Below are 16,939 nucleotides of genomic sequence, written 5' to 3'. Positions count from 1 at the left end.
GTTCCAGCACCTGACAGCATGAACCATGCCCGCAGAGGCATGGAGCGACTTTGCATCCCATGCCGGCAAGCATTGGACGAGGTGCGTTGACCGAACCTTGCAGGCAAGAGGGTGCGCAAGCCGGAGGGTAGCAGATTCACTCAAACGTGATGGCCACTGACCAGCGATAGGAATTCAGTCATTGACAAGCGCGCGGTTGTAGGATAGTGTTCATGCATGCTCCAGACGTGTGCCCTGGGCAGTCTGGTTCCCTCCGTCGCCCCGCGATGCTCCGTCCTGTCGGGGTGCGGGGGCAAGAGGCGAAATCCGTAATGACGAAAGACGACCGTGAAGCCGCGGGGCGCCGGCCTGGCCGCTGCGCCCGAGGGGCTGGCGAGGCGAAGCGGCGGGCGATGCTTGTCGCCCGCCTGTGGCGTGCCGCCGAGCGTCAGGTGCGCGAGATCAAGGCGAGGGCAAAACTGGGCAGCCGCGACGCCGCCGAGGCCGAACGCGATGCCCGGGCCTTGGCGACGCTCGCCCGCACCTTGCGTGAACTGGTGGAATTCTCCGGCGAGGCCGGCAGCGCGCCGGCCGAGCGGGAAGGAGACGAGGATGGCGGGGCATTCCGCGAGCTCGAGGATTTCCGACGCGAGCTTGCGCGCCGGCTTGATCGACTGCGCGAGGAACGGGCAGCTGCCGGCGCTTCTCGGCAGTTGTGACGGGCCGCTGCTGGAATGGATAGCGCATCACTGGCCTTTCTTCGCGCGGCCGGACCAGCTCGCACCGCCCGGCGAGTGGACGGTGTGGCTGGTTCTCGGCGGGCGCGGTGCAGGCAAAACGCGCACCGGCGCCGAATGGGTGAGGGCGCAGGCGCTCGGCCGCGACGGGGCGCTCCCCGTCTCGCCCATCGCCCTCGTCGGCGAGACGATGGCCGACGTCCGGGACGTCATGGTCGAGGGCGTTTCCGGTCTGCTCGCGATCCATCCGCGGAGCGAGCGGCCGCAATGGATTCCGACCCGCCGCCGACTCGAATGGCCGAACGGCGCGGTGGCGATGGTGTTCTCCGCCGAGGATCCAGACGCCCTGCGGGGGCCGCAGTTCGCCGCGGCCTGGGCGGACGAGCTGTGCAAGTGGCGCCATGGCGAGGAGACGTGGGACATGCTGCAGTTCGGCCTGCGTCTCGGCAGGCACCCCCGTGAGGTCGTCACCACCACGCCGCGACCCACGCCGCTGCTGAAGCGGCTGATGGGCGATGTCGGCACCGTCGTCTCCCGGGCGGCGACGCGCGACAATGCCCTCAATCTGGCACCGTCCTTCCTCGAGGCGGTGGTCGGCCGCTATGCCGGCACCCGGCTGGGGCGACAGGAGCTCGACGGCGAGCTGATCGAGGAGAGGCCCGACGCCCTCTGGTCGCGGGCCATGATCGAGGCGGCGCGCATCGATGTCACGCCCCCCCTGGAGCGCGTGGTCGTCGCCGTCGATCCGCCGGCCTCCTCCGGCCGCCGGGCGGATGCATGCGGTATCGTTGCCGCCGGTCGCGACGGGGCGCGGACGATCTACGTGCTCGAGGATGCGACGCTGCTCCGTGCCCGACCGCTCGCCTGGGCCGAGGCGGCCATCGCCGCCTACCACCGACACGAGGCCGACGCCCTCGTCGTCGAGGTCAATCAGGGCGGGGAGATGGCCGCTGCCGTGCTGCGCGACGTCGACCCCTCCGTGCCGGTCACCAGCGTCAGGGCGACGCGCGGCAAGTATCTGCGGGCCGAACCCATCGCCGCGCTGTCGGCGCAGGGCCGGCTGAAGTTTCGCGGCGCGTTCCCGGCCCTCGAGGATGAGATGACCGACTTCGGGCCTGGTGGCCTGTCGAGCGGGCGCTCGCCCGACAGGCTCGACGCGATGGTATGGGCGGCGACGGCCCTGCTCGGCGCCGGCGGCTCCGGGCCGCGCGTGCGCCGCATCTGACGCCATTCAACGAGAGACGACATGATTGCAGCCTGGTTCGACCGCTGGATGCAGCGGCGCGCCGCCGTGCGCCCTGCCGACGCCGCGCCGGAGACGAAAGCCTCGCGTGTGGCGCCCCTTCTCGCCATCTACGGCGTCGGCAGGCCCGTCTGGACGTCGCACGAGTTCGAGGCGCTCGCCCGCGAGGGTTTCTCGCGCAACCCCGTCGTCCACCGCTGCGTCAAGCTGGTGGCGGAGGCGGCAGCCTCGGTGCCCTGGATCCTGCGCGACGGCGCGATGGAGCCGGAGCGGCATCCGCTGCTCGACCTTGTGCGGCGGCCGAACCCGCGCGAGGACGGCGGCTCCTTCCTGGAGAGCCTTTTCGGCCACCTGCTCGTCGCAGGCAACGCCTATGCGGAGGCGGTCTGCGTGGGCGGTGTACCGCGGGAGCTCTATGTGCTGCGGCCCGACCGCATGCGCGTGGTGCCCGGCAGTGACGGCTGGCCCGCCGCCTACGACTATACGGTAGGTGGACGCACCGTCCGCCTGGCGCGTGAAGGGGGCTGCCCCGTCGATCCCGTCCTGCACCTGCGCCTGTTCAATCCCGTCGACGACCATTACGGCCTGTCGCCCATGCAGGCTGCGGCGGGCGCCGTCGACATCCACAATGCCGCAAGCGCCTGGAACAAGGCCCTGCTCGACAATGCCGCCCGGCCGTCAGGCGCGCTGGTCTACAGGGGCCCGGACGGAATAGGCCTGACTGACGCGCAGTTCGAGCGCCTGAAGAGTGAACTCGAGCAGCAGTTCCAGGGACACGAGAACGCCGGCCGGCCGCTGTTGCTCGACGGCGGGCTCGAGTGGCGACCGCTGTCGCTCTCGCCCAAGGACATGGACTTCGTGGAGGCGAAGGCCGCAGCGGCGCGCGAGATCGCGCTCGCCTTCGGCGTGCCGCCGATGCTGCTCGGCCTGCCCGGCGACAACACCTATGCCAACTTTGCGGAGGCCAACCGCTCCTTCTGGCGCCAGACGGTGATCCCGCTCGCCCAGCGCGCGGCGGCAAGCTTCGCGCATTGGCTCGGCCCGGCCTTTGGCCGTGACCTGCACTTCGAGATTGATCTCGACCGCATCGACGCCCTGGCATGCGAGCGCGAAGCCCTGTGGCGACGGGTGTCGGCCGCCGACTTCCTGAGCGACGACGAGAAGCGCGAGGCTGTCGGCTATGGGCGGCGGGAACGCTTCACACAGAACGAGTGAGGGCAGCCATGGGCGCCGTGACCGACAGCATCATCGCGCGCGGCGACCTCGCGCATCTCGCCCTGTTCCTGTGGGCGAGCGGCGCGTCCGCCCTGGCCGGCCTCGCGCTGCGCGAGCTCGCGGCGGCGAACCGGCGCTTTGACCATTTCGTGCGCGAGCTCGCGCGCTTCAACAGACGCTATTCAGGAGACGATCCATGAACCGCAAGCGATCGAGCGGCCCGGCGCGCCGGCGTGCCGAGGCCACGGCGACCGTCCAAGCCGCGGAGGCGCGCTTCAGAGAGACGATTGCCGGTTTCGTCCGCACGCTCGAGAGGCTGGACGGCGAGAGGCGCCGCAGCGCGTCGCCTCCGGCCCGGCCAGGGTCGGCGCGTTGAGGGCCCGCCCGATGATGCCCGGCGCCTGCAGCTCGGGCGACGATCCCATGGTCTTCGAGGGCTATGCGAGCAGGTTCGGCGTGCCCGACCTCGGCCGGGACGTGGTGGAGCGCGGCGCCTTCGCGGCCAGCCTCGCCCGGCGCGGTGCGGGCGGCATCCGCATGCTCTTTCAGCATGATGCCGCCCAGCCGGTCGGCACCTGGCTGCTGTTGCGCGAGGACGCGCACGGCCTCTTCGTGCGCGGCCGGCTCAACGCCGGCGTCGCCCGAGCCCGCGAGATCGCGAGCCTCATCGCCGAGGGCGGACTCGACGGGCTCTCCATCGGCTTCCGCGTGCGGCGGGCCGTCAACGATGCAAGAGCCCGGCTGCGCCGCATCCTGGAACTCGACCTCTGGGAGATCTCGCTCGTCACCTTCCCGATGCAGCCGGGCGCGCGGGTCATCGCGCGTCCGGCCCTCCGCAAGGGCTTGGCGCACGGCGCCGATGCCGGAGGCCTCGCGTGCCTCATTCGGCACGCCGCGCAACGCATTCATCCAAGCGAAAGGACCGCTACATGACCAACGCACTGGAGACGAAGGCGCTCGGCACGGATGTCAGCGCGGCCTTCGAGGAATTCTCACGCGCCTTCGAGGCCTTCAAGGAGACCAACGATCAGCGCCTTGAGGCGCTGGAGGCGCGCCGGCCGGTCGACATCCTGGTGGAGGAGAAGCTCGCCCGGATCGATGCGGCGCTGGACGAGACCAAGAGCAGGCTCGACCGGATGGCGCTCGACCTGCGCAGGCCGCCGCTCGGCGGTCCGGTCGCGCCCGCAGTGGACGAGCACAAGAGCGCCTTCCACACCTATGTGCGCACCGGCGAGGCCAGCGGTCTCAAGGCACTGGAGGAGAAGGCCCTCAGCGCCGGCTCCGGCCCCGACGGCGGCTATCTCGTGCCGGCGGACGTGGAAGGCGAGGTGCTGCGCCGTCTGGCTGCCATCTCGCCCATCCGCTCCCTGGCCACCGTGCGCCTCATCTCGGGCGGCACCTACAAGCGCGCCGTAGCAACGGCCGGGCCAGCCACGGGCTGGGTGGGCGAGCAGGAGCCCCGTCCTCAGACGAACGGGCCGACGCTCGCCGAGCAGACCTTCCCGGCGATGGAACTCTACGCCATGCCGGCCGCGACGCAGACCCTGCTCGACGATGCGGTGGTCGACATCGATGCCTGGCTTGCCGAGGAGGTGGAGACGGCCTTCGCCGAGCAGGAGGGCGTGGCCTTCGTCAACGGCAACGGCGTCAACAAGCCCAAGGGCTTCCTGGCCTACGAGCGCGTCGCAAACGCCAACTGGAGCTGGGGCAAGATCGGCACCATCTCCACCGGAGCCGCCGGCGCCTTCGCCGACGAGGCGCCGGCCGACGTGCTCCTCGATCTCGTCCACGCGCTGAAGGCCGGCTACCGCCAGAACGCGTCCTTCATCTTCAACCGCAAGACGCAGAGCGTCATCCGCAAGATGAAGGACGAGGAGGGCCGGTATCTGTGGCAGCCGCCAGCCGGCCCCGGCCAGCACGCGTCGCTGCTGTCCTTCCCGGTGGTCGAGGCCGAGGACATGCCGGACATCGCGGCCGATGCCCCGGCGGTCGCCTTTGGTGACTTCCGTCGCGGTTATCTCGTCGTCGATCGGGCCGGCGTCCGCGTGCTGCGCGATCCCTATTCCGCCAAGCCTTACGTGCTCTTCTACACGACGAAGCGCGTCGGCGGCGGCGTGCAGGATTTCGACGCCATCAAGCTGCTGACCTTCTCGGAGTGACGGCCTCTCACTCAGCCCAGTCGGCCCGGCGTCCCCAGCGCTCAAGCGTTGCGTCGATGAAAGCCCGCTCGGGTGCGACGAGCGTGCCCTGCGTCATGGCACCGCAACGGTCGCGGCCCTCGCCGCGGGCGAAGCCGGTCACGGCGACGACGAGGCCCCCGGCGTCGGCGATGGGGCCGCCGGAGTCGCCTTCACAGGCGCCGGCACGGCGCTTCGTGCCGTTCGCCAGCCAGACGAGGATGCGTCCCGGCCCGTAGGGCTCCACCACCGTCATCTCGAGCACGCGGAAGGTGCCGGTGCTGCGGTGGTCCCCCTCTGCGGCAACGCCCCAGCCGCCGATCGTCAGCCGCGCGCCTTCCCGCGGCGGCGCCGCACGCGACAGGGCTGCCGTCGCGAAGGACTGCGGCAGCGGCTGCGGCAGCCGCACCAGGGCGATGTCCACCGATCGCCGGCGGGCCTTGATGGCGTCGCGGTCGTAGCGCGGGTGGACGACGATCTCACGTGGCGTGATCAGCACAGGTTCGCCGGTCCTGTCACGATAGTGCACGCGGTAGGCCTCGGCGCCGGTCACGCAATGGGCGGCCGTCAGCACGACGTCGGGTGCGAGGACGATGCCGCTGCACACGCCGCCGCGCGCGTTCAGCACCATGACGCTCGCCCGCGCGAGCGGCCCGGCGTCCTCCCGCCCACCGATCACGGCTTCGGCCGGCCCATGCAAAGGGCCGAGCAGGCCGGCGGCCAGGAGGATCGTCGGGATGAGGCGCCGGATGGCGCGAGGCGAGCGCCGTTTCACGAACCAAAGTCCTTTCGTCGGTCGCGCCAGCCTTAGCGGCGGCTTCGATCGGCGCAAGAGGGCGCGCACCATTTTGAGGTTTTCATGACCCCCATCCTGCTGCAGCCGCCTGCGGAGGAGCCAGTGGCTCTCGCCGAGGCGCGGGCCTTCGTACGTCTTGACGATACGGCGGAGGACGGGCTCCTCGCGGCGCTCGTCACCTCCGCGCGGTTGACTGTCGAAGCCGTAAGCGGGCTGGCGCTCGTCTCCCAGACCTGGCGTTTCGTGCTCGAGGCGTGGCCGGGAGCGGGCGTGCTGCGCCTGCCGATGGCACCGGTCGACTCCGTCCTGTCGGTGCGCGGCCGCGACATGGCCGGCGCCGAGCTCGCCGTGCCGGAAGGGGTCGTCTCGCCGGCCGCGACGGTGGAGCGCGATGCCCTCTACTTCGACCGGCTGGCGGCCCCGCCACGCGCCGTCGAGGTTGACGTGCGGCTGGGTTTCGGCGGGGCTGATGACGTGCCGGGTCCGCTGCGCCAGGCAATCCGCCTGCTGGTGGCCCACTGGTTCGAGAACAGGGGCGATGAGCCGGTCGCGCACAAGCCGCCTCTGCCGCCGGAAGTCGTCGCTCTTCTCGCGCCCTGGCGACGGACGAGGTTGTGACATGGCCGCCCTTGCGCTTGGCCGCTTGCGCCACCGGGCGGCTCTGCTGCGGCCGAATGAGAGCCCGGACGGCACCGGCGGCGTCGACCGCGCCTTCAAGGTCGACGGGCATCTCTGGTGCTCGCTCGACGGTGTGACGGCGGGCGACGACGAGCAGGAGCGGGCCGACCGGCGCCATCTCGCCGCACGTTTCCGGGCGGAGATGCGCTGGCGCGCCGATGTCGACGGCTCCTGCCGCCTCGCCCTCGGGGGGCGGACCTTCGCCGTGCTGTCCGCCGTCGACCCCGACGGCCGCCGTCGCCGGCTCGTATGCACGCTGCAGGAGGTAACGCCGTGAAGCCGTCCTACATCGCGCTGCGGGAAGCGGTCGTGTCCCGCCTGTCCGCCGACGCTGACCTCGTTGCCCTCCTCGGGGGGGCGCGCATTTTCGACGAGGTGCCGCGGGGCCTCGACGGCCTCTACTGCGTCATCGGCCCCTGGAAGGCTCGCGACTGGTCGACAGGCACCGACGCCGGCGAGGAGCACGACATCACGCTCACCGTCTGGGCCCGGGGCGGCAGCGCGCGCAGCGCACTCGAAAGCGCCGGCCGTATCGATGCGCTGCTGGGCGAAGCCTCGCTGCCGCTCGACGGCCACCGGCTCGTCGCCATCCGCACCGTCGAGACCGAGGCCCGCCGCGACGAGCGGGCGGACCGTGCGCGCGTGACGCTGCGCCTGAGAGCCGTGACGGAGCGCCTGCCGGCGCCGTGACGACGCCATCACCGACCGATCCACCGGAGACCACAACATGGGTGCCCAGAAAGGCAAGGACCTGCTGCTGAAGCTCGACATCGGCGGCACTTTTGTCACGGTCGCCGGGCTCAGGGCCCGGCAGATCGCATTCAACGCCGAAACGGTTGACGTCACGCATGCGGAATCGGCCGGTCGCTGGCGCGAGCTGCTCGCCGGCGCCGGCGTGCGCCGGGCCGGCATCAGCGGCTCGGGCATCTTCAAGGACGAGGCATCCGACGCCTATGTGCGCGAGCTGTTCTTCGACGACGACATCCGGCACTGGCAGGTCGTGGTGCCGGATTTCGGCACCATCGAGGGACCATTTCAGGTGACGGCCCTCGAGTATCGCGGCGACCACGCGGGCGAGGTCACCTTCGAGCTCGCGCTGGAATCCGCCGGCGCGCTCACCTTCTCGGCCCTGTGAGGCAACCATGGCCAATGCACGACGCGGAGAGATCACGGCCGACATCGGTGGCGAAACCTTTGTGCTCTGCCTGACGCTCGGGGCGCTGGCCGAGCTGGAAGAGGCCTTCGGCGTCGAGGATCTCGCGGCCCTCGGCGAGCGCTTCGCGCGCGGCCGCCTGTCTGCCGGCGACATGATCCGCCTCCTCGGTGCCGGTATCCGCGGCGGAGGGCGGCAGATGAGCGACCGGGAGGTCGCGGCGCTGCCAATCGGGCAAGGCCTCGAGAACCTCGCCTCCATCGTCGCCCGGCTGCTCGCAGTGACATTCGGAGCCGGGGAGGGGCCCCGGCCAAACCCTTGACCGCCGCAGGGCGCCCCGAGGCTGGCGCCTGCCAGCCCTTTCCCTGGGACGTGGTGCAGGCCTTCGGCTTCGGCGTCCTGCGGCTAGGCCCGGACGCCTTCTGGCGTCTGACACCGCGCGAGATAGCAGCGGCCGCACGTGCACTCGGTATCGGCCGCACCGCCGCGCCGGGGCGGGCGGATCTCGACGCGCTGATGCGCGCTTTCCCCGACACTTCGACCACGGAAGGAGCCAGCGTGTCATGACGAGCGACCATTCGCAGGATTTGGGCATCGACCTCGATCCCCTGCGCGAGGCAAACCGGCTGGCGGCGAGCTTTGGTGCCACGCTCGTCAAGGCCTTCTCGTCGAGTGTGGTAGAGGGCCGGCGCTTCGAGGATGTACTGCGCAGCATCGGCCAGCGTCTGGTCGACATCGCGTTGCGGGCTGCGACGAAGCCGCTGGAGAGCGCGCTGGGCAGCGGCATCGAGGCCGTGCTCGGGGGCCTGTCCGGCGTCTTGCCCTTTGCGAAAGGCGGCGTGATCTCGCGCGGCCTCGTGCAGCCCTTCGCCGAGGGGGGCGTCGTCGCAAGGCCGACCTACTTCCCGCTCGCCGGCGGGCTCGGGCTGATGGGCGAGCGCGGCCCCGAGGCGATCATGCCGCTCGCTCGCGGGCCGGATGGCAGGCTGGGCGTGCGGGCCACGGGTGGCCGCGGCGCTGCGCCGACGCAGGTCACAGTCAACATCACGACCAACGATGCCGAAAGTTTCCGGCGCTCGGAAGCGCAGGTGACGGCGGCGCTCGCTCGCGCCGTCGCCCGCGGCCAGCGTGCGCTTTGAGGAAGACGCGATGGGCGCGTTCCACGAAGTCAGGTTTCCCATCGATATCTCGCTTGCAAGCAGCGGCGGTCCCGAGCGGCGCACGGATATCGTCCTCCTCGGCTCCGGGCGCGAGAGCCGCAACGCGCGCTGGTATCATTCCCGCCGGCGCTATGAAGCAGGCTACGGCATCAAGACGCTCGACGCGTTAGCGACAGCGCTCGCCTTCTTCGAGGAGAGGCGCGGGCGGCTTTACGGCTTCCGCTGGCGCGACCGCCTTGATTTCAAGTCCTGTCTCCCGTCGCAGGAACCCGCGGCGACGGACCAGGTGATCGGGACCGGCGACGGGCAGAAGGCCACCTTCCAGCTCCTCAAGCGGTACGGCGGTGCCCATGCGCCCTACGAACGGCCGATTCTCAAGCCCGTCGATGGCAGCGTCCGCGTCGCCATCGACGGGACGGAGCTCACCCCCGGCCTTGATTTCTCCTGCGACGCGACGACGGGCGTCGTCACCTTCGCCGAGAGTCGCGTCCCGGCCTCCGGCGCGGTTGTGACGGCCGGGTACCTGTTCGACGTTCCGGTCCGCTTCGACACCGACCGGCTGGAGATCGATTGCGCGGCCTTCTCGGCAGGCGCCATCCCCAGTCTGCCGGTGATTGAGATCGTTCCCTGACGGCAGTTTCCGAGGATGCTCTCATGCGCGACATCGCTCCGGCCCTGGCAGGGCACATGGCTGAGGGCGCGACAACGCTGTGCCATTGCTGGAAGCTGCTGCGCCGTGACGGCGTGGTTCTCGGCTTCACCGATCACGACCGCGATCTCGTCTTCGCTGGCGTCACCTTCGCCGCTTGCAGCGGTCTCGAGCCATCGGAGATCTCGGCGGAGCTGGGCTTTGCCGTTGCGACGAGCGAGGTTGCCGGCGCGCTGAGCGCCCTGTCCCTGACCGAGGCGGATATCGTCAGTGGGCTTTACGACGACGCCACGGTCGAGACGTGGCTGGTCAACTGGGCCGATCCGGAGGGGCAACGCCTTCTCCTCGACGTCGCCTCCATCGGCGAGATCAAGCGCACTGACCACGCCTTTCTCGCCGAGCTGCGCGGCATCATGCACCGTCTCGACCAGCCCCAGGGGAGGCTCTATTCGCTCGCCTGCGCCGCTGACCTGGGCGATGCCCGCTGCGGCATCGACCTGACGCTGCCTGCCTTCTGCGCCGAGGGCAGCGTGGCGGCGACGGACGGGCGGCTCCTCGTGCAGGCGGGCGACCTCGGCGATTATGCCGACGGCTGGTTTACCGGCGGTCGGCTGGTCTGGACGGCCGGAGCGAATGCCGGCGCCGCCGCAGTGGAGGTCAAACACCACCGGCGCGATGGGCACAAGCACGTGCTCACCCTGTGGCAAGCGCCCGCCGCGACCATTGGCGCGGGCGACGCCTTCACCGTGACGGCGGGCTGCGACAAGCGCCACGCCACCTGCCGGGACCGCTTCGCCAACGTCGTGAACTTCCGCGGCTTCCCGCACATGCCGGGCAACGACTTCGTCGTCGCCTATCCACGCGAGGGGGAAGGCCACGACGGCGGGAGCTTCTTTCGATGAGAGCGGGTATCGAACGGGCCGCCATCGTCGCCGCGGCCCGTGGCTGGATCGGCACGCCCTACCGCCACCAGGCCTCTCTCAAGGGCGTCGGCTGCGACTGTCTGGGCCTCGTGCGCGGGGTGTGGCGCGAGGTGGTGGGGCCGGAGCCCGAGGCAGTGCCGCCCTACGCGCCCGACTGGGCCGAGGCCGGCCTGCGCGAGACAATGGCAGAGGCCGGCGAGCGCCATTTCGTCCGTGTCCCGATCGGGCAGGCGGGGGCGGGGGATGTCCTCCTCTTCCGCTGGCGGGCGCACCTGCCGGCCAAGCACGCGGCAATCATGACGGATGCCGCGAGCATGGTGCACGCCCATGACGGCGCCGCCGTTGCCGAGGTGCCGCTGTGCGGCTGGTGGCGCCGGCATCTTGCCTTCGCCTTCCGCTTCCCGGGAGTAACCGACTGATGGCCACGATCGTCCTGCAGGTTGCCGGCTCGGCCCTGGGCGGGCTTGTCGGCGGGCCCGTCGGCGCCATCGTCGGGCGGGCGCTCGGAGGGCTTGCGGGGGCGGCCATCGACAGCGCCCTCATCTCGCGCGCGGGCGGCGGCACCCGGCGCGTCGTCGAAGGGCCGCGCCTCCAGGATGTCGAGGGCATTACCTCGACGGAGGGGGCGCCCATCCCCCGTGTCTACGGCCGGGCGCGCGTCGGCGGACAGCTGATCTGGGCGACACGCCTGAAGGAGGAGGCGGTAACCACCGTCACGCGCACGCCCTCGTCCGGCGGCAAGGGCTCGTCGCCGAAGACGACGACAATCGAGACGACCTACAGCTACTACGCCAACATCGCCATCGGCCTGTGCGAGGGCCCCATCGCCTTCGTCCGCCGTGTCTGGGCGGACGGCAAGGAGATCGACCTCACGCGGGTCAACATGCGCGTCCATTGCGGCAGCGAGAGCCAGGCGCCCGATCCGCTCATCATCGCCAAGGAGGGGGCGCAGAACGCGCCCGCCTACCGCGGCCTCGCCTATGTGGTGTTCGAGCATCTGCCGCTCGGGCCCTATGGCAACCGCATTCCGCAGTTCTCGTTCGAGGTGGTGCGTCCGGTGGAGGGGCTCGGCAGCGCCGTCCGTGCCATCAACCTCATCCCCGGCGCGAGTGAGTTCGGCTACATGCCGAGGCATATCACGCAGGTGGTGGGCCTCGGTGCGAGCCAGTCGGAAAACCGCCATCAGCTCATGAGCGGCGTCGATGTCGTTGCCTCGCTCGACATGCTGACGGCGCTGTGCCCCAACCTGGAACGCGTCGCGCTCGTGGTGAGCTGGTTCGGGGACGACCTGCGCGCCGGCTCCTGCACGATCGCGCCGCGTGTCGAGGCTGCAGACAAGACGACCGAGGACGGAAGCGGCCTGCTGCCGTGGCGGGTTTCCTCCCTCACACGCGGGACGGCGCGCGTTGTCAGCCATGTCAACGGCCGGCCCGCCTACGGCGGCACGCCCTCCGACGACAGCGTGGTCGCGCTCATCCGGCACCTGAAGGCGCGCGGCCTGGAGGTCGTGCTCTATCCCTTCGTCATGATAAACGTGCCGGCCGGCAACAGTCTGCCCGATCCCTGGACGGGAGCCGCCGGGCAGCCGGCCTATCCCTGGCGAGGCCGCCTCACATGCCATCCGGCCCCGGGCCGGCCGGGCTCGCCCGACGGAGGGCCGGCGGTCGAGGCTCAGGTGCAGGCTTTCTTCGGTAACGCCCAGCCACACCATTTCACCCGTTCGGGGGATGTCGTCTCCTATCACGGGCCGCCGCAGTGGTCCCTGCGCCGGCAGGTCCTGCATTACGCCCATCTTGCGGTGGCGGCGGGCGGCGTGCATGGCTTCGTCATCGGCTCGGAGTTCGTCGGCCTGACGCGGCTGCGCTCCGCCTCGGGCCACTATCCGGCAACATCGGCCCTCATCGCCCTGGCGGAGGCGGTGCGGACAATTGTCGGCGAGGGCACGGCCATCACCTATGCGGCCGACTGGACGGAATACGGTGCCCATGTGCTTGAGGGCGGTAGGGAGGTGCGCTTCCCGCTCGATCCCCTCTGGGCATCACCCGCCATCGACGCCGTGGGGATCGACTTCTACCCGCCGCTGAGCGACTGGCGCGACGGCACCGGCCATGGCGATGCGGCCGAGGCCCGCTCCATCTACGACCGCGATTACCTGCGCAGCCGGCTGACCGCCGGCGAGGCGTACGACTGGTATTACGCGAGCGAGGAGGATCGCATCGCGCAGCGCCGCAGCCCCATCACGGATGGAGCCTACGGCAAGCCGTGGCTGTTCCGGCAGAAGGATCTGGCCGGCTGGTGGGCGAACGAGCACATCGAACGCGTGGATGGTGTCGAGACCGGTCCCACGGCCTGGCAGCCGAGGTCCAAACCCGTCTGGCTGACGGAGTTCGGGGTGCCCGCCGTTGACAAGGGCACGAATGCGCCCAACGTCTTTCCCGATCCGAAATCGGTCGACGGGGGACTCCCGCCCTTCTCCTCGGGAGGGCGTGACGACCTCATCCAGATTCGGGGGCTCGAGGCGATGCTCGCGGTCTATGGCGAGCCCGGTTCGGCAAATCCCGTCTCGCCGGTCTACGGCGGTCCGATGGTCGCGCCCGGCCATGCCTTCGTCTGGGCGTGGGATGCGCGCCCTTTCCCGGCCTTTCCGCAGATGCTCGGCGTCTGGTCCGACGGGGAGAACTGGCAGACCGGCCACTGGCTGACCGGGCGGCTGGAGAGCGTGCCGCTCGACAGGCTGGTTGCGGCCATACTGCGCGACTTTTCCGTCGACCTGCCGCAACGGCTCGATATCGACGGCATGGTCGATGGCTATGTGGTGGACCGGACGATGTCGGCCCGCCAGGCGCTGGAGCCGCTGGCGCAAGCCTTCGGCTTCAATGCGCTCGCCAGTGGCGGCGTGCTGCATTTCGCCATGCACGCCCGGCCCGTGGCGGCGAGCCTCGGTGAAGACGATCTCGTGCCCGACGACAGCGGCGCACTCGTCGCCCTGCGGCGCCAGCAGGAGACCGAGCTGCCGCGCGAGGTGCGCATCGGCTACAGCGATAGCGAGCGCGATTTCCGTCGCGCCGCGGCCCGGTCGCGACGGCTGGAGGGGATGAGCCGGCGTGAGGCGAGCGCCGATCTCGCCCTTGTTATCCGTGCCGGCGAGGCGATGAGGCTCGCCGAGATCTGGCTGCAGGATCTCTGGGTGGGGCGCGAGACAGCCGAGTTCTCGCTGGCGCCGCGGCTCGCGGGCCTCCAGGTCGGCGACATTGTTGCCCTGCCGGTGCTGCCGGCGCCGCAAACCTATCAGATCACGCAGCTCACGGATGGCACGGCCCGGCGCGCCACGGCCCGCAGGATCGAGCCTTCTGTTTTCTCGCTGCCTGCCGTCCATCAGCCGCCACCGCCGAAGCCGGCGCCGTTGCTGCCGGGCCGTCCCCACGTTGTGGTGCTCGACCTGCCCGCGGTCGTGCAGGATCCGCCCGTCCTCCAGCATCTTGCCGTGGTCGCGGACCCGTGGCCGGGGCGGGTGGTCGTCTGGCGGTCGGAGGACGGGGCGAGCTTTGCCCCGCTCGCCGAAACGGCTCTTCCGGCCGTCGTCGGCCAGACGCTCGATCTGCTGCCGCCGGGGCCTGTCTGGCGCTGGGACCGGCAGAGCCGGCTGACATTGCGGCTCCACGGGGGGGGGCTCACCAGCGTCGGCAAGGGCGCGGCCCTTTCCGGCGCCAACCTCATGGCGGTGCGGGGCCCCGACGGCGCATGGGAGATCATGGCCGCAGCCGAGGCCGAGCTTGTCGAGGCTGATGTCTACCGCATCGGCTGCTTGCTGCGCGGGCTCGCCGGCTCGGATCTCCTGGCGACGCGGCCCGTCCCGGCAGGGGCGAGCGTCGTGCTGCTCGACCAGGCGCTCGTGCCGTTGACGAGCCGGCTCGACGACATCGGCCGCCATGCCTATTACCGCGCCGGCCCGGCGACGCTCGACCACGGCGACCCCGCCTATGCCGCCTTCGGCGCACAAGCGACGGACGTCGCGCTACGGCCCCTGGCGCCGGTGCACCTCAGGGCACGACGCCTCGCTGCGGGGATCGAGATCTCCTTCATCCGGCGCACGCGCCTGAACGGCGACGGCTGGGATGTCGCGGAGGTGCCTCTCGGCGAGGACGTGGAGGCCTACGAGATCGACGTGTTCCGGGACGGTGAGCCGGTGCGCCGGCTGCGCACGCCCGAGCAGCGCGCCCTCTATGCAGTGGAACAGGAGCTGGCCGATTTCGGCCAGCCCCAGCGGCGCCTCGACATCGCCGTAGCCCAGCTCAGCGCCGTCGTCGGCCGCGGCTTTGCCCGGCGCGGCGTGGTCGAGGTGCGTTGAGCCTGCCCCTCCTTGCGAGAGAAGCCCATGGCCATCGCCAGTTTCGACGAGGCGCTCGAATCCGTCTTCGCCTTCGAGGGCGGCTACGTGGATCACCCGCTCGATCCGGGCGGCGCCACCAAGTTCGGCATCACACGGGCCACGCTGCGCCGCGTGCGGGGCCGTGACGTCGCGTTGGCCGAGGTGATGGCGCTGACGCGGCACGAGGCGGCGGTGATCTACCGGCAGCACTACTGGCTCGCCGTGCGCGCCGATGAGCTGCCTGCGGGCGTCGACCTCGTGGTTTTCGACGCGGCGGTCCATTCGGGCCCGGCCCGTGCCGTACGTCTGCTCCAGCAGGTGGCGGGCGTGGCTGCCGACGGGCGCGTGGGGCCGGTGACGCTGGCGGCGGTGGCGGCGCAGCCCGCCATCCCCCTCATCGAGCGCTATTGCGCGGCGCGCCTCGGCTTCCTCGAGCAGCTGCGCCATTTCCGTTTCTTCCGCCGCGGCTGGCGCCGGAGGGTGGAGCAGGTCGAGAAGCGGGCGAAGCAGCTCGCGGCACAGGCAGCCGCGACGCCCGGAACGATGTCCAGTCACACAGCAGGGAAAGGAAGAGACATGTCGGATACGAAGTCGATCTTCATGAGCCGCACGGTCTGGGCCAATGCCGTCGGCATGGTCGCCATTCTCCTGTCGCTCGTCGGCGTCGAGACCGACGGCATCGACACCGGCGCGTTTACGGATGCGCTGCTGCAGATCGTCGCCGGTGTCAGCTTCGTCGTCTCCACCGTCTTCCGCGTGATCGCGACCAACCGCCTCGGGCGATGAGGTGGTTCGGCGCGGCTGCAGCTGCCAGGCATTCAGGGAATGTTCAGTCCTCGGCCGTCATATTTCGGCTCCATGTGGGCAGCTAGGACCATCTTTGCGGCGATCGCGCTTCTTGCCGGACTCGCCTGCTTCAAGGCTGCGGCGCAGGGAGCTTGCCTTTCGCCGGAGGAGACGCGCGTCGCCGTGGCACAGGGGGGGGTGGTGGCGCCTTCCCGTGCCGTCTCGGCCGCCCGGGACGCCGCCTCGGGTGGCGAGGTGGTGCGGGCGGAGCTCTGCCGGCAGGGCGGAGGCTACGTCTACCGCATCTCGGTCCTGCGCCGCGACGGCCGCGTCATGCGCGTCGTCGTGGATGGCGGCAGCGGCAAGGTTCTGGAAGGGCGCTGAGCGCCGGGATGGGGGAGCGCGCGTGCGGCTCTTGGTTGTCGAGGACGACAGGGACATCAACAGGCAGCTCGCCGACGCGCTCGTGCAAGCGGGCTATGTGGTGGACCGCGCCTACGACGGCGAGGAAGGGCTCTTCCTGGGCGAGACAGAGCCCTATGACGCCGTGATTCTCGACATGGGCCTGCCGAAACTCGACGGCCAGTCGGTGTTGACGAAGTGGCGGCGCGCGGGGCGGGACATGCCCGTGCTGATCCTGACGGCCCGTGACCGCTGGAGCGACAAGGTCCAGGGATTTGATGCCGGCGCCGACGACTATGTGACGAAGCCCTTCCACATGGAGGAGGTGCTGGCGCGGGTGCGCGCGCTGCTGCGGCGTGCCGCCGGCCATTCCTCCAGCGAGATCGTCTGCGGGCCGGTGTGCCTCGACACGCGGGCGAGCCGGGTGACTGTCCGGGGCGAGCCCGTGAGGCTGACCTCGCACGAATACCGTCTTCTCGCCTACCTCATGCATCATGCCGGGCGGGTCGTCTCGCGGACGGAGCTGGTGGAGCACCTCTACGACCAGGATTTCGACCGCGATTCCAACACGATAGAGGTCTTCATCGGTCGCCTGAGGCGCAAGCTGGGCGTGGATGTGATCCAGACCGTGAGGGGGCTCGGCTACCGGCTCGAGCCACCGGCGGAGTAGCC

The 16,939-nt window shown here is 70.5% G+C and carries 22 protein-coding genes; 21 read left to right on the top strand and 1 reads right to left on the bottom strand.

The features are described 5' to 3' along the window. Positions 1-392 precede the first annotated feature (392 nt). Genes HNQ73_RS09970 through HNQ73_RS09940 form a run of 7 tightly spaced genes read left to right on the top strand, consistent with a single transcriptional unit; the run spans position 393 to position 5,333 of the window. Positions 393-698, top strand: coding sequence for a hypothetical protein (locus HNQ73_RS09970; protein WP_183334692.1), 306 nt, complete (start codon positions 393-395; stop codon positions 696-698). Then, positions 634-1,941, top strand: a complete 1,308-nt coding sequence (locus HNQ73_RS09965; protein ID WP_244650072.1) for a DNA-packaging protein — start codon at positions 634-636, stop codon at positions 1,939-1,941. The genes HNQ73_RS09970 and HNQ73_RS09965 overlap by 65 nt, the downstream gene beginning before the upstream one ends. A gap of 21 nt (positions 1,942-1,962) precedes the next feature. Further along, positions 1,963-3,174, top strand: a complete 1,212-nt coding sequence (locus tag HNQ73_RS09960) for a phage portal protein (protein ID WP_183334691.1) — start codon at positions 1,963-1,965, stop codon at positions 3,172-3,174. Positions 3,175-3,182: 8 nt separating this feature from the next. Next, positions 3,183-3,374, top strand: coding sequence for a hypothetical protein (locus HNQ73_RS09955; RefSeq protein ID WP_183334690.1), 192 nt, complete (start codon positions 3,183-3,185; stop codon positions 3,372-3,374). Further along, positions 3,371-3,550, top strand: a complete 180-nt coding sequence (locus tag HNQ73_RS09950) for a hypothetical protein (RefSeq protein WP_183334689.1) — start codon at positions 3,371-3,373, stop codon at positions 3,548-3,550. Before HNQ73_RS09955 ends, HNQ73_RS09950 begins: the two co-directional genes overlap by 4 nt. Before the next feature lie 11 nt (positions 3,551-3,561). Next, entirely contained in the window at positions 3,562-4,107 is a 546-nt protein-coding gene (locus HNQ73_RS09945; protein ID WP_373284894.1) for an HK97 family phage prohead protease, read from the top strand. Continuing rightward, positions 4,104-5,333, top strand: coding sequence for a phage major capsid protein (locus tag HNQ73_RS09940; protein ID WP_183334688.1), 1,230 nt, complete (start codon positions 4,104-4,106; stop codon positions 5,331-5,333). Before HNQ73_RS09945 ends, HNQ73_RS09940 begins: the two co-directional genes overlap by 4 nt. Before the next feature lie 7 nt (positions 5,334-5,340). On the opposite strand, the gene HNQ73_RS09935 is transcribed toward HNQ73_RS09940, so the two are convergent. Beyond that, positions 5,341-6,126, bottom strand: coding sequence for a S1 family peptidase (locus HNQ73_RS09935; protein ID WP_244650070.1), 786 nt, complete (start codon positions 6,124-6,126; stop codon positions 5,341-5,343). Positions 6,127-6,210: 84 nt separating this feature from the next. On the opposite strand from HNQ73_RS09935, the gene HNQ73_RS09930 reads away from it, so the two are divergent. The 14 genes from HNQ73_RS09930 to HNQ73_RS09865 all read left to right on the top strand — a co-directional run bounded on the left by HNQ73_RS09930 (position 6,211) and on the right by HNQ73_RS09865 (position 16,937). Then, on the top strand, positions 6,211-6,765 hold the full coding sequence (locus tag HNQ73_RS09930) for a head-tail connector protein (protein ID WP_183334686.1): 555 nt from the start codon (positions 6,211-6,213) through the stop codon (positions 6,763-6,765). Between the two features lies 1 nt (position 6,766). Beyond that, a complete protein-coding gene (locus tag HNQ73_RS09925) occupies positions 6,767-7,102 on the top strand; it encodes a head-tail adaptor protein (RefSeq protein WP_183334685.1) in 336 nt (111 codons plus the stop codon). Beyond that, on the top strand, positions 7,099-7,515 hold the full coding sequence (locus tag HNQ73_RS09920; protein WP_183334684.1) for a DUF3168 domain-containing protein: 417 nt from the start codon (positions 7,099-7,101) through the stop codon (positions 7,513-7,515). The genes HNQ73_RS09925 and HNQ73_RS09920 overlap by 4 nt, the downstream gene beginning before the upstream one ends. Positions 7,516-7,552: 37 nt before the next feature. Continuing rightward, on the top strand, positions 7,553-7,960 hold the full coding sequence (locus tag HNQ73_RS09915) for a phage major tail protein, TP901-1 family (protein WP_183334683.1): 408 nt from the start codon (positions 7,553-7,555) through the stop codon (positions 7,958-7,960). A gap of 7 nt (positions 7,961-7,967) precedes the next feature. Next, on the top strand, positions 7,968-8,300 hold the full coding sequence (locus HNQ73_RS09910) for a gene transfer agent family protein (RefSeq protein WP_183334682.1): 333 nt from the start codon (positions 7,968-7,970) through the stop codon (positions 8,298-8,300). Then, complete coding sequence (locus HNQ73_RS09905) at positions 8,297-8,545, top strand: rcc01693 family protein (RefSeq protein ID WP_183334681.1); 249 nt, start codon at positions 8,297-8,299, stop codon at positions 8,543-8,545. Before HNQ73_RS09910 ends, HNQ73_RS09905 begins: the two co-directional genes overlap by 4 nt. Beyond that, the gene (locus HNQ73_RS09900) at positions 8,542-9,117 is read left to right on the top strand and encodes a phage tail tape measure protein (protein WP_183334680.1); all 576 of its coding nucleotides are present in this window, start codon (positions 8,542-8,544) and stop codon (positions 9,115-9,117) included. The genes HNQ73_RS09905 and HNQ73_RS09900 overlap by 4 nt, the downstream gene beginning before the upstream one ends. A gap of 10 nt (positions 9,118-9,127) precedes the next feature. After that, positions 9,128-9,769, top strand: coding sequence for a DUF2460 domain-containing protein (locus tag HNQ73_RS09895; protein WP_183334679.1), 642 nt, complete (start codon positions 9,128-9,130; stop codon positions 9,767-9,769). A gap of 23 nt (positions 9,770-9,792) precedes the next feature. Further along, positions 9,793-10,689, top strand: coding sequence for a DUF2163 domain-containing protein (locus tag HNQ73_RS09890; protein WP_183334678.1), 897 nt, complete (start codon positions 9,793-9,795; stop codon positions 10,687-10,689). Next, a complete protein-coding gene (locus HNQ73_RS09885; RefSeq protein ID WP_183334677.1) occupies positions 10,686-11,129 on the top strand; it encodes an NlpC/P60 family protein in 444 nt (147 codons plus the stop codon). The genes HNQ73_RS09890 and HNQ73_RS09885 overlap by 4 nt, the downstream gene beginning before the upstream one ends. Further along, a complete protein-coding gene (locus HNQ73_RS09880; RefSeq protein ID WP_183334676.1) occupies positions 11,129-15,058 on the top strand; it encodes a baseplate multidomain protein megatron in 3,930 nt (1,309 codons plus the stop codon). Before HNQ73_RS09885 ends, HNQ73_RS09880 begins: the two co-directional genes overlap by 1 nt. A gap of 27 nt (positions 15,059-15,085) precedes the next feature. After that, positions 15,086-15,865, top strand: coding sequence for a glycoside hydrolase family 108 protein (locus HNQ73_RS09875; protein WP_183334675.1), 780 nt, complete (start codon positions 15,086-15,088; stop codon positions 15,863-15,865). A gap of 72 nt (positions 15,866-15,937) precedes the next feature. Then, positions 15,938-16,249 (top strand): PepSY domain-containing protein, encoded by a 312-nt coding sequence (locus HNQ73_RS09870; protein WP_183334674.1) that lies wholly within the window; start codon positions 15,938-15,940, stop codon positions 16,247-16,249. A gap of 22 nt (positions 16,250-16,271) precedes the next feature. Continuing rightward, positions 16,272-16,937: a response regulator transcription factor gene (locus HNQ73_RS09865; protein ID WP_183334673.1), complete on the top strand. Its 666-nt coding sequence runs from the start codon at positions 16,272-16,274 to the stop codon at positions 16,935-16,937. Positions 16,938-16,939 lie beyond the last annotated feature (2 nt).

This window comes from Chelatococcus composti (genome assembly GCF_014201415.1).
Taxonomy (GTDB): domain Bacteria; phylum Pseudomonadota; class Alphaproteobacteria; order Rhizobiales; family Beijerinckiaceae; genus Chelatococcus_A; species Chelatococcus_A composti.
Note: the sequence above shows the minus strand (reverse complement) of the source record. Positions and strands in the feature narration are given on the sequence as shown.